12 protein-coding genes are annotated in these 13,436 nt (G+C 41.0%); all 12 read left to right on the top strand.

The genetic code is table 11. The features are described from left to right. On the top strand, positions 1-886 hold an 886-nt coding region (gene narH / locus HOD97_02820), incomplete at its 5' end, for a nitrate reductase subunit beta (protein MBT4280546.1). 1 nt (position 887) lies between these two features. Next, positions 888-1,400: a hypothetical protein gene (locus HOD97_02815; GenBank protein MBT4280545.1), complete on the top strand. Its 513-nt coding sequence runs from the start codon at positions 888-890 to the stop codon at positions 1,398-1,400. Between the two features lie 5 nt (positions 1,401-1,405). Then, a complete protein-coding gene (narI, locus tag HOD97_02810; GenBank protein ID MBT4280544.1) occupies positions 1,406-2,119 on the top strand; it encodes a respiratory nitrate reductase subunit gamma in 714 nt (237 codons plus the stop codon). 26 nt (positions 2,120-2,145) lie between these two features. Further along, positions 2,146-3,711, top strand: a complete 1,566-nt coding sequence (locus HOD97_02805) for an MFS transporter (protein ID MBT4280543.1) — start codon at positions 2,146-2,148, stop codon at positions 3,709-3,711. A gap of 34 nt (positions 3,712-3,745) precedes the next feature. After that, complete coding sequence (locus tag HOD97_02800; protein MBT4280542.1) at positions 3,746-5,374, top strand: NarK/NasA family nitrate transporter; 1,629 nt, start codon at positions 3,746-3,748, stop codon at positions 5,372-5,374. Positions 5,375-5,454: 80 nt separating this feature from the next. After that, entirely contained in the window at positions 5,455-6,150 is a 696-nt protein-coding gene (ric, locus tag HOD97_02795) for an iron-sulfur cluster repair di-iron protein (GenBank protein ID MBT4280541.1), read from the top strand. A gap of 9 nt (positions 6,151-6,159) precedes the next feature. Next, entirely contained in the window at positions 6,160-6,810 is a 651-nt protein-coding gene (locus HOD97_02790) for a cytochrome c3 family protein (protein ID MBT4280540.1), read from the top strand. A 54-nt stretch (positions 6,811-6,864) separates the two neighbouring features. After that, entirely contained in the window at positions 6,865-9,819 is a 2,955-nt protein-coding gene (locus HOD97_02785) for a 4Fe-4S dicluster domain-containing protein (protein ID MBT4280539.1), read from the top strand. Continuing rightward, positions 9,812-11,182, top strand: a complete 1,371-nt coding sequence (gene nrfD / locus HOD97_02780; protein ID MBT4280538.1) for a polysulfide reductase NrfD — start codon at positions 9,812-9,814, stop codon at positions 11,180-11,182. The genes HOD97_02785 and nrfD overlap by 8 nt, the downstream gene beginning before the upstream one ends. Further along, positions 11,179-11,700 carry a DUF3341 domain-containing protein gene (locus HOD97_02775; protein ID MBT4280537.1) on the top strand — a complete coding sequence of 174 codons (522 nt, stop codon included), beginning with the start codon at positions 11,179-11,181 and terminating at the stop codon, positions 11,698-11,700. The genes nrfD and HOD97_02775 overlap by 4 nt, the downstream gene beginning before the upstream one ends. Beyond that, a complete protein-coding gene (locus HOD97_02770) occupies positions 11,697-12,254 on the top strand; it encodes a cytochrome c (protein ID MBT4280536.1) in 558 nt (185 codons plus the stop codon). Before HOD97_02775 ends, HOD97_02770 begins: the two co-directional genes overlap by 4 nt. Before the next feature lie 7 nt (positions 12,255-12,261). Then, positions 12,262-13,425 carry a hypothetical protein gene (locus tag HOD97_02765; GenBank protein MBT4280535.1) on the top strand — a complete coding sequence of 388 codons (1,164 nt, stop codon included), beginning with the start codon at positions 12,262-12,264 and terminating at the stop codon, positions 13,423-13,425. The last annotated feature ends 11 nt before the right edge of the window (positions 13,426-13,436 follow it).

Here is a 13,436-nt window from a genome sequence, read left to right as displayed (position 1 = left end):
TAAACGGGGCGAAGACGGGATTGTATTGTTAGACCAAGAACGATGTCGTGCTTGGCGTTCGTGCATTTCTGCTTGTCCGTATAAAAAAACATATTATAACTGGAATACGGGAAAATCCGAAAAATGTATTCTCTGTTTTCCACGAGTTGAAACAGGGCAAGCGCCGGCGTGTTTTCATTCCTGTGTTGGACGAATTCGATATTTGGGCGTCTTGCTTTATGATGCAGATAAAATTGAAGAAACCGCCAAGCGTCCCGATGAAGAATTAGTGGATGCACAGCGGGAAATGATTTTGGATCCATTTGATGAAAATGTGATTCGGGAAGCAAAGAAAAATGGCATCGCTGATTCAACTATTAAAGCGGCTCAAGATTCGCCTGTATATAAATTTGTGAAAGAATGGGGCATTGCACTTCCACCACACGTGGAATACAGAACATTGCCCATGCTTTTTTATGTTCCGCCTATGTTGCCAGTTATGTCCGCACAAGAAGGGGAATCTGTCAGAAGCATTAATGAAGAATTTTTCCCTGATTTTGATAAAGCACGTGCTCCCATTAAATATTTAGCCAAAATGTTTGGTGGTGGAAATGAAAGCCATTTACGATATGTCTTGAAGAAGCAATCGGCCATTCGAACATTTCGTCGAGCAGAAACAGTGGGAGATATCGAAAAAATTGATGCTGAAAAATTATTGATTGAAGCTGATTGCAATCCAAACGAAGCAAATGATATTTATGAATTGACATCACTTTGCACATTCGAAGATCGATTTGTAATTCCAGCAGCTCACCGTGAAGAAGCTATCGAAATGATGAAAGACCCATTGGAACATAAACAAGAAACTGGGTTTGGATTCAAAGAAGCACCGGCGCGGGGTTGGTAAAATGAATAAAGAAATTTATACACAACTTGTTCCTTTAATTTCCTATCCTGAATCGGATATTCGTTCTGATTTGGAAAAAGTGAGTCAATCGCTGAATGGAGAAAAAACAGACGATTTTCACATTTTCAGTCAACATGTGAATGAGACTGAATTGACAAAACTACAGGAAGAGTTTACTCAACTATTTGATTTTACCCCGAACACCTGTTTGGATTTGGGTTGGCATTTACACGGAGAGAACTATGAGCGAGGTGTATTTATGGTTCGTGTGCGAGAAATGCTTCGAGAATTTGGTATCCCCGAAACATCAGAATTGCCGGACCATTTGACTCATATTTTATCGGTCTTGCCGAAAATGGAAGAAGATGATAGAAATGAATTCGTCCAAACACGCGTTATTCCTGCCACGGAAAAAATTATCAAAGGCTTCGGAGATACGGAAAGTCCGTATAAACATTTAATTCAATTTATTTATGGTGTCCTTTCGCACCAAACCGAAACACAGGAGAATTAAGCAAAATGGAACAATTTCAAACATATTTTGATACATTTTTCTTTCAGCTTTTTCCGTATGTAACACTCTTCACTTTTTTTGTCGTTACCATACAGCGGTACCGCTCAAAGGCATTTACCTATTCAAGTTTGTCTTCCCAGTTTTTGGAAAACCGTCAACATTTTTGGGGATTAGTTCCGTTTCATTATGGAATTATTGCTGTGCTTACGGCTCATTTTCTTTGGTTTTTGGTTCCGGAAACTGTTTTGTGGTGGAATAGTGTTCCAGCTCGTCTTTATATCATGGAAATTGCCATGTTTATTTTTGGACTCATGACGCTCGTTGGTTTAATCAATATGGTTTCGAGAAGAAATACAAACGCTCGTGCAAAGTTTGTAACATCATCTGCAGATTGGATGGTTTTGGGCATATTAGCAATTCAAGTTTTAAGCGGATTATACACGGCTTATTTTCATCGCTGGGGCTCAAGCTGGTTTGCATCGTCGTTGGCACCCTATTTATGGTCTGTCTTTAAATTGAGCCCGGATTTGTCCTATGTTGTTGCTTTACCTTTTCCGATAAAATTGCACATTATTGGTGCATTTTCGATTCTCCTTTTATTCCCATACACGCGCTTGGTGCACATTTTAGTTTTACCCAATCCATACCTTTGGCGCAAACCCCAAGTGGTTCGCTGGAATTGGAATCGCAAATCAATTAGAAGCTCAAAAAATTTATAGTTTAGAAACACAATCAAGGAGTTATTATGACTAACGGAAACAATAAGCGACCCATACCGGAATTACTCGACTTTGGAAAAGAGCGAATTAGAGTCCTGCATTTTACATGGATTGCCTTTTTCATCACATTTTATGTCTGGTTTAATATGGCACCATTGGCGACAACCATGCTGAAAAATGTTGGATGGCTCACACGAGAACATTTGAAAGTGTTGGCAATAAGTAATGTTGCTTTAACCATTCCCGCACGAATAATCATCGGAGCGCTCATTGACCGCTACGGCCCGAGAATTGTTTTTTCAGGTCTAATGGTTCTTATGGCGATTCCTGCTTGGCTATTTGCCTTGGGTGATTCCTTTACGCAACTGCTGGTTTCCAGATTGATTTTGGGTTCCATTGGTGCCGGTTTTGTAGTTGGAATTAAAATGGTTGCCAACTGGTTTCCGCCCAAAATGATTGGCAGAGCCGAAGGATTTTATGCCGGTTGGGGAAATTTTGGTTCCGCTTGGGCAGCCATGACGTTGCCTTGGATTGCCATTTCTGTATTCAGAGATACGCTTGGGTTTGGTGAAGATGCGTGGCGATATGCCATGATTTTGAATGCAGCAGTATCCTTTGTTTACGGCATAATGTATTATTTCTTGGTAAAAGATCATTCTGCTGACCGACCCATCGCAAAGACGAAAAAGACCGAACCCATGATGGTAACGTCTTATGGGGATTTGGTTCAATATATTGTGTGGTCATTTCCATTGGTTGGAGCCATGGGCGTTTTAGCCTGGCGAATTGGCGGAATTAAGGTAGATGGAATCCCACTTATCTCTTCTGACATTTTGACCATGGTGTATGGTGTGTTGGCGTTGATTTATATTGCACATGTAGCCAAAACACTGCAAATAAATCTGCCCTTTTTAAAAGCAGGCGTTCCGGAAGAAGAAAAATATCATTGGTCAAGTGTGGCTGCACTCAATAGCACTTATTTCGCGAATTTTGGTTCGGAGCTTGCGGTGGTTTCCATGTTACCCATGTTTTTCGAAACAACGTTTTCCCAATTAACTGGCGGAGATGGAAGTTATATTATGACAGCTACGCTCGCCGGACTCATTGCATCATCCTTTGCATTTGTGAATCTTTTTGCAAGACCCTTGGGCGGACTTTTGTCTGACACTATGAAAAATCGTAAAAAGACCATGCTCATTTATATGTTTGGAATCGCCATGGGATTTTTGGGTATGGCACATATTGGCGAATGGGGACCTGTAGTGAACGGTGTTCAAACGGTTGTGCCTATGTTTGACGGAATGAGTTGGCTTATTGTTTCCATTGTTATAACCGTTATGGCCTCTATGTTTGTGCAGGGAGCCGAAGGGGCGACATTTGCTGTTATTCCTATGATCAATAAGAAAATGACCGGGCAAATTGCAGGGATGGCAGGTGCTTATGGAAATGTAGGTGCGGTTATTTATCTAGTAACATATTCTTTGGTGGATGCGAAAACATTCTTTTTCATTATTGCTGGCGGTGCATTTTTGAGCTTTTTCTACTGTTGGGCATTTTTAGAAGAGCCCAAAGGCTCGTTTGCTGAAGAATAAAAATTTTACAAAATAGAAACAAGGAGATACAATAATGAGTAATATTGATTTAAAACAGTGGGACGTTGAAGACCAAGGATTTTGGGATTCAACGGGGAAAGCCATTGCTACCCGGAATTTATGGATTTCAATCCCAAGTTTATTGGTCGGCTTTTCCGTATGGCTCATGTGGGGAATTATTACGGTTCAAATGAAGAACTTGGGTTTTACATTTGGGAAATCGCCTGAAGAAGCCATGGGATTATTATTTATGTTGCCGGCGATTGCAGGATTAACAGGTGCAACCTTGCGGATTCCCAGTTCCTTTTTTATCCGCCTTGCCGGTGGAAGAAATACCATTTTCTTTACCACAGCTTTGTTGATGATACCCGCATTTGGCACTGCGATTGGACTTCAAGATCCAACAACTTCATTTAATTATTTTATTGTCATGGCATTTCTGTCTGGATTTGGTGGTGGAAACTTTGCTTCATCCATGAGCAATATTTCATTCTTCTATCCGAAAAAAGAACAGGGATATGCCCTTGGAATGAATGCAGGTTTAGGGAATTTTGGTGTTACCACCATGCAAATATTAATTCCGCTTGTCATGACTCTCCCGTTTTTAGGTGCATTAAGTGGCGATTCATTAATCCTTTCGAGTAATTCAGGCACAATCTTTAAACGGATTGCAGCAGGATCCGAAACGTGGCTTGCAAATGCAGGTTGGGTTTGGATGTTGTGGCTTATCCCGTTAGCATATTTTGGGTGGACACGGTTGAATAATATTAGAACGGAGGCGGTTTCTCCAAACATCAAAGGTCCGGTTGCATCGTTTGGTCGAATAGCATTTCTGTTGGCTATTGGCTTCGTAACGGCAGCTGTTGGTCTATATTTTATTCTAACATTCAAAGCGTTAACGTGGGTGAAATGGATTGTTCTTCCTGCAGTAATTGCTTCAACTGTTTTCTTGATGAAAGCTATATCTCCAGGAGAAATTAAAGAAAATTTAAACCGTCAGTTTTCAATATTTGATAATAAACATACATGGGTCATGACTATCATTTATACCATGACCTTTGGTTCGTTTATTGGCTTTGCTGCTGCGGTGGGATTAGCCATTAAATTTATTTTTGGCGTAAAGCATATCCTTGGTGCAGATGGCACTTGGCAACATATTGCAAATCCTGATGGTCCTGCAACTTTTATGTATGTTTGGGTGGGTGCTTTTGTGGGGGCTTTAATTCGTCCAATTGGTGGAAAAATGGCAGATAAATTAGGTGGCGCCATCATTACGCAAGTTGTGTCAATTGTGATGGTTGTATGTTCAGTTGGTGTGGGATATTATGCCCATTTGGCCTATCAATCAGCAACACCCCAAGAATATTTCATGCCATTTTTTATTCTAATCGTCATTTTGTTTGCTGCGACTGGAATTGGGAATGGATCAACTTTCAGAACCATATCCATGGTTTTTAATCAAGAGCAAGCGGGACCTGTTTTGGGCTGGACATCTGCCGTTGCCGCTTATGGTGCATTTTTGATTCCAAAGATTATCGGTGAAAATATGAAATCTGGAACACCGGAACTTGCCATGTATGGTTTTGCCGTCTTTTATGCGGTCTGTGCTATCTTGAATTATTGGTATTATTTGGGGCCGAAAGCAGAATATAAAAATCCATAAAATATGGATTAAATCAACTGTGTTGATTTAATAGAAAGAGAATTAACACGGTTAATGCAATCCAAAAAATAGGAAATAATATGTTAAAAGAAAAAACAGTAGGGGAAATTGTTGCGGAAGATATTCGGACTGCAAATGTATTCAAAAAACACGGCTTTGATTTTTGTTGCGGTGGTGGAGAAAAACTAGAAACAGCCTGTAGCAATAAAGGAGCTGATTTGGAAGCAATTGTTGCTGATTTGGAATTTGTATTGAGCGATCAAAAATCAAGTGATGATTTTCAATCCATGCCTTTGGATAAATTGGTGGACCATATTTTCAACACCCACCATCAATTCATTTATGAGAATGGATCTATAACGGCAGATTTCATAAGTAAGGTGGCACGGGTTCATGGCGAGCGTCACCCTGAAACGGTTGAAGTGGCAAAATTATTCAATGAACTCATGCAGGATTTACATCAGCACATGATGAAGGAAGAGCGAATTCTGTTCCCTTACATTAAGAAAATGGCAGAGCAATCGCAAAGCAATGGTGCGTTTGTGAATGGTCCCATTTCTGTGATGATGGCTGAACATGATACAGCTGGAGATATTCTAAAAAAGATGAACGCATTGGCAAATGGCTACGAACCGCCGGCAGATGGATGTAATACTTATCGCGCTGCCTACGCAAATATTCAAGCCTTGGAAGATGATATTCATATGCACATCCATTTGGAAAATAATATTTTATTTCCAAAGGCGTTGGAATTGGAAGAGAAACTTTTAGGGTAATACTCTTTAATGAAAAAGCAATTAAAACTCATTACGCTTTTGATTTTGGTCGGTGGACTCTTGGTGATTTTCAGTAACAGCACATTTAGGATGCCGGGAAATCAACAAAATTATGAGCCCATACAACCCATTGACTTTTCCCATCGTCTGCACGCGGGCGAAATGGAAGTGCCTTGCCAATATTGTCATTATGGAGCGTCTCAAAGTCGCCATGCAGGCATTCCTGCCACAAGTGTTTGTATGAATTGTCACAAGTATGTATCTGCTACAAAAGATGATTTACGGTTGGAAGAAGAACAGGCAATGGCAGAAGGCAGAGAAATGCGTCCGCTCACATCTTTGGAAATTATCAAAATTTATTCCGCCATGGGATACGACCCCCAAGGAAATCCGGTGGAAGGAAAAGCAGGAAAATCGGTGGAATGGGTAAAGGTGCATAATATTCCAGATTTCGTTTTCTTCAGTCATAAACCCCACATTGCTGCCGGCGTGGATTGTACCGATTGTCATGGCGATGTGGCTTCGATGGAACGCATTAAACAGACAGAAGATTTATCTATGGGTTGGTGTTTGGATTGCCACCGGAAAGACCATGAATCGCTCACCGCAGCCCCGGAACGGACACAACTTTTATTGGATTGTGCAACATGCCACTATTAAAAATTAAAAATGCCACCACCTTCGAGTCTTCGTGGCGAAAAAATACCTTTGATTATGAGTAAAGATAAAAAATATTGGATGAGCAAAGATGAGATTTCGGTAATAGAATCTGTTGCCGGTCCTGCAGATTTGGAAACAGCATCCACAGAGTGGAATCGTAGAGATTTCCTAAAAACAGCCGGATTTTCATTGGCTGCATTTATGACGGCGTGTTCAAAAACACCGGTGAATAAAGCCATCCCATTTTTGATCCAACCGGAAGAAATTATCCCCGGTAAAGCCTATTGGTATGCCTCTACAAGTCATGCCTGTGGTTCCGGGTGCGGCGTGTTGGTGAAAAATCGAGACAGCCGTCCCATCAAATTGGAAGGAAATCCTGACCATCCGGTGAGTCAAGGTGGGTTATGTCCTGTATGTCAGGCGAGTGTGATTGAATTGTATGATTCAAAACGCTTGTTTCATCCGATACTTTCTGGCGAAGAAGTCAGTTGGAATGTTTTGGATAAATCGGTGGTTCAAGGATTGCAAAAAGCTCGGGAAAACGGACAAAAAATTGTATTGCTCACAGAAACAGTGACAAGTCCTTCTACAAAATATTATATCAAAAAATTCTTGAAAAAGTATGCCAATGCAAATCATGTGGAATATGATCCTATCTCTTATTCCGCCATTTTAGATGCACATGAAATGAATTACGGCAAGCGGATTTTACCCCAATATGATTTTGAAAAAGCAGACATGATTTTGAGTTTTGATGCTGATTTTCTTGGCACTTGGCTTTCGCCGACACAGTTTACGAAAGATTATCGGAAGAATCGAAATTTGGATGCGAAACACATTTCAAAGCATATTCAAGTTGAATCTCGATTATCTGTAACCGGTGCAAAAGCGGACGAGCGAATTGTAAAATCTCCGGCAGGAATGCTACAACTTGCCAAAGACATCGAGCATGCATTAAGTGGAAAAGGCGGACATGGAATTGCATCAGATATTGCTAAAGAATTGAAGCATTATAAGGGAAAAAGTTTGGTGGTTTCCAGTATGAACGAACCCGCCATGCAAGAGAGTGTCAATAGAATTAACCATGCTTTAGGGAATGTTGGGAAGACGGTTATTTTGAAAAACCCAAATTTACAAAAGAGCGGGAATGATGCTTCAGTAGTACAATTAATCGCTGATATGAAAGCGGGAAAAGTGGGTGCATTATTGGTTGCTGGCGTGAATCCTGTTTACGATTTACCGGAAGGAGAAGCGTTTACGGATTCCATGAAAACGATTCCAACAACAGTCTGTTTTTCCGCAAAACAAAACGAAACCACTGAATTATGTAATGCTATTTGCCCGTCGCCCCATTATTTAGAATCCTGGTCCGATGATGAATTTACATCCGGAACTTTGTCCATGACTCAACCAGCTATCCAAGCTTTGGGTGACACAAAAAGCTTACGAAAATCCGTTACAGGCTGGGCTGGGATCGACGACGACGAACGAAATTTGGTTCGCAATTATTGGAAGAAAATTTATACGACTCGCAAAAAAGGAAGCCAGTCATTTAATCGATGGTGGGATAATTTGGTTCACGACGGTTTTGTTAAGATTAAACCCAAATCCGTTTCTGTGAGCAGATTTAAAAAAGGTGCAATGGCGAAATCACTCTTGAAAAATGGATTGACGCTTGTGGCTTATCCGTCATTGCAAATGCTGGACGGCCGTCATGCAGAAAATCCCTGGTTGCAAGAATTACCAGATCCCATTTCAAAACTAACTTGGGATAATGCAGCGAATCTTTCCCCGAAAAAAGCCAAAGAATTGGGTGTAAGTCAATCAGATGTGATTCAAATAAAAGCCAGCGGAAAATCGGTAGAATTGCCCGTGTATATTCAAGAAGGGCAGAGCGATGAAGTGGTGGCTGTGTCTCTGGGTTATGGACGAAAAGGCACGGAACGGTTTAAAAATTTCGGACCGGACTGGATTCAGAAAAAAGCGACACTTGGTGAAGGTGAATTGGTAGGTGAACGCATCAATCATCTTCTTGAAAGAAACGATAACGCCCTTTCGTTTTCTGGTATTTCAGTGAGCATTTCCAAGACAGGGAAAACCGCAGATTTGGCGTTAACCCAAACATATAACACGCTAAAAAATCCTGAAAATACCGCACCACCTTCTATGAAAGTGCGACCTTTTATCCAAGAAACGACTTTTGACGAATATAAAAAAGATCCATCTTCGGGAGCACATCATGGTCATCAAGTGGTAACGCTATGGAAGGATGACCATCCCTACGACAAACATCATTGGGGCATGGCGATTGATTTGGGTGCGTGCACCGGATGTTCCGCCTGCGTCATTTCTTGCCAAGTGGAAAATAATGTTCCGGTTGTAGGAAAAGATGAAGTATTTCGTCGTCGCGACATGGCGTGGATGCGGATTGACCGATATTATTCAGGCGAAGGGGACGATGTGGATGTGGCGTTTCAGCCCATGATGTGTCAGCATTGTGATAATTCACCATGTGAGCCAGTTTGTCCTGTTTTGGCGACGGTACATAGCTCGGAAGGATTGAATCAGCAAGTCTATAATCGTTGCGTGGGAACGCGATTTTGTGCCAATAATTGCCCCTACAAAGTTCGACGATTTAATTGGTTTGACTATGCTCATAATGATGAATTAGAAAATATGGTTTTGAATCCGGATGTAACGGTGCGAAGCCGAGGCGTCATGGAAAAATGTTCCATGTGCATTCAACGGATTCAAGAAGCGAAAATTGAAGCAAAAGCAAAAGGAATTCCATTAGCGGATGGTGATATAAAATTAGCGTGTCAGCAATCATGTCCAGCTGACGCAATTACTTTTGGCGATTTGAATGATCCGGAATCTGATATTTCAAAATTAGTGGAAGACCCTCGTCATTATCATGTTTTGGAAGAGTTGAATGCGCGACCAACTGTTGGATATTTGACTATGGTTAGAAATCGCGAAGAAGAAAAAGGGGGAAATCATCATGGCTAATCAGCTTGAGTCTATAAGAGAACCCCTGGTTCATGGAAATAAAAATTTAAAAACTATCACCAATGATGTTGTAGGTATCATGGACAAAAAGCCAACCGGATTATGGTGGGTTGGATTTTTAATTGCATTAAGTGCATTGACATTGGGGGTTGTTGCTGTTTCCTACCAAATCATGACTGGAATTGGCACCTGGGGTTTAAACAAAACTGTGGGCTGGGCTTTTGATATTACCAATTTCGTTTTTTGGGTGGGAATAGGGCATGCTGGAACGTTGATTTCTGCCATTCTCTTTTTATTCAGACAAAAGTGGCGGACATCCATCAATCGATCTGCGGAAGCTATGACAATATTTGCCGTGATGTGTGCCGGATTATTTCCCATCATTCACATGGGTCGACCATGGATGGCGTATTGGATGTTTCCTTATCCCAATACGCGGGGACCACTTTGGATTAACTTCCGCTCGCCACTGGCGTGGGATGTATTTGCCATCGGGACCTATTTAATTATTTCTGCAGTCTTTTGGTATATCGGTATGATTCCAGATTTAGCCACCGTTCGAGACCGAGCAAAAACAAAAATAAAGAAAGCAATTTTCGGATTCATGAGTTTTGGCTGGTCCGGTTCGTTTATAACGTGGCATAGATACGAAACAGTTTATGGTTTGTTGGCAGGATTGGCAGCGCCCTTGGTGGTGTCGGTGCATACGATTGTGAGTTTTGATTTTGCAACGTCCTCCATTCCCGGCTGGCACACGACGACCTTCCCACCATACTTTGTTGCCGGCGCAGTATTTTCCGGTTTTGCCATGGTCTTGACCTTACTTTTGATTGCACGAAAAGCCATGCGATTGGAAGAATATATTACGGTAAATCATGTTGAAAATATGACGAAAGTGATTATTCTGACAGGTGGGATTGTAACTTTATCTTATGCCACTGAATTTTTTATGGCCTGGTATTCGGGAAATGGATACGAGCAATTTGTTTTCTTAAATCGGGCCATGGGACCTTTTGCTTGGGCGTATTGGATTATGGTCGGCTGTAATTTGCTTACGCCCCAATTTTTCTGGTTCAAGAAAATAAGAACCAATATGATGATGGTTTTCATCCTATCAATTTTCATCAATATCGGCATGTGGTTTGAGCGATTTGTCATTATCGTAACATCCTTACACAGAGATTTCCTACCGTCGGCGTGGGCCATGTATACACCGTCTTATGTGGAAATTGCCACGCTCATTGGAAGTTTTGGATTATTCTTTACGCTATTCATGTTATTCATCCGATACATGCCCATTATTTCCATCGGAGAAGTAAAGAATGTCCTGCAGTTTAAAGGTCGAAACGGAGGGGAGGAATGAAGAAGTATTTCATCGTATCCTTCGATAATGAGTATGATTTAGTGAAAGCAACGCAGGATTTTAGAGATAAAGGGTTCACCATAATGGATGCCTTTACGCCTTACGCAGTTCATGGATTGGATAAAGCAATGGGATTGAAACCGTCCCGACTGGGGAAAATATGTTTTGGTTTTGCTCTCTTGGGATTGGCGATCGGTTTATATGGACAATATTGGATTTCTGCTGTGAATTGGCCTATCAATATTGGGGGAAAACCATGGAATTCCATGCCAGGATTTATGCCCATTGCTTTTGAAACGACCGTGCTCTTCGCTGGATTGGGAACGGTATTTACCTTACTTTGGCGGACAGGCGTTTTGCCCGGACGAAAGCCAAAAATTTATGCGGCGGATGTGACTGATGATAAATTTGTGCTTGTCCTTACGGAAGAATTGAGCTCGTTTAACAGCGAAAAAGCAGAAGAAATTTCAAGCCAACACAATGCCCTTGAATGGCACGAAAAATTGGAATCAGAATGATGGACACGAAATCAATCATTAAACTGGGAATTGTGGTGGTATTGTTATTCGGACTGCAAAAATGTCTCACAAACGAACCTCGTGAATTGAATGTTGAATTTATTCCGGAAATGGTGCATTCTGTTCCATTTGATGCCTTTGCTGAAAATCCGAATTACCCTAATGGTCAAACCTTACAAATGCCGGCGGAAGGGACCATTGCTCGGGGATTTCTTCCCGAATATTCCCAGGGTGAACTCACAGAAGAATTAGCTGGAAACGTGCTGAAAAGCCCCATAGAAAATTCAGATAAGAATAGGGTTCGTGGTGAATGGGTGTATCGTAATTATTGTCTTGTATGTCACGGAATGACAGGTTTGGGCGACGGACCCGTAACAAAGCGGGGTGTTCCTCCGCCACCATCACTTCTTTCAGACAATGTAAGAAACATGAAGGATGGACAATTGTATTTCATCATTTCAAATGGAAAAGGGAATATGGCGTCTTATCGTTCACAAGTGCAAAGAGAAGACCGATGGAAAGTGATTCAATATTTAAAGACAATGGGGAATTAGAATGCCGATGAAAAAAATAAAAATGTTAACAAATCGTCAAAAACTTTGGTTAAAATTTTTCATGGTTTTAGGTGTGTTGACCTTTCTAATTGGTATTTTTACCGATCCGACTCGAGCTTGGTCCAATTTACTTTTAAACGGATATTTTCTCACGGGAATCGGTTTTTGCGGCATGATGATGGTTGCCATTCATTATGTATCCAACGCCGGTTGGGATGTCGCCATTCGCCGTGTGCCGGAAGCCATGTTTTCTGTGTTACCCTTTGGTTTTGTTGTGATGGCATTATTGTATTTCGGAATGCATGATATTTATGAATGGTCTCACGAAGAAGTGGTCGCCAACGACCCGATTCTTTCCGGGAAATCTGCTTGGCTAAATCCTATGGGATTTATGATTCGGATGGCCGTTTATTTTGTCTTTTGGATTTGGGTTGGACGGAAAATTATTTCCAAATCCCACGCCATGGATGTGGATGGAAATCCGGCACATACAAAATCGGCAACGGGCCTGTCTGCATTTTGGCTTTATATCGGTGGCATCATGTTTATCTTTTCCAGCTTTGATTGGATTATGTCACTGGAACCCCATTGGTATAGCACCATTTTTGGGCTGTATAATTTTTCCGGAATGTTTACCAGCGGACTGGCATTTACCATCATTGCCCTTATTTTTCTACGCCGAATTGGTGTTATGAAAGGTATCGTCAAAATTGATCATTTGTATGAATTGTCCCGTTATCTTTTTGGTTTCGTTACCTTTTGGGTTTACATCTGGTTTTCCCAGCACATGCTTATTTGGTATGCCAATATCCCAGAAGAAACGGTTTATTATATTAAGCGACATGTGGGTGTTTTTGGTTCGCTCACAGTGGTAAATATTTTACTAAATTGGTTTATTCCATTTGTTATTTTATTATTCAGAAAAACCAAGCGCAACGAAAAAAGTTTACTTATTGCAGCATCACTGGTTTTAGTTGGAAGATGGGTAGATTTATATATGATGATTTTCCCACCTCATTTGGAATCTCCGGTATTTGGATTTATGGAAATTGCCATGTTTACCGGAACGCTTTCCTTAACGGTTTTGGCATTTGTAAGCGCATTCTCCAAAGAAAAAGCTGTGCCGGAAAACGAAGTATATTTGCAAGAAAGTTTACACTTACATACTTAAAACCTATAAAG

This window comes from Candidatus Neomarinimicrobiota bacterium, assembly GCA_018651745.1.
Lineage (GTDB): Bacteria > Fidelibacterota > Marinisomatia > Marinisomatales > TCS55 > JAAZYX01.
This window is presented reverse-complemented; position numbering and strand designations above follow the sequence as displayed.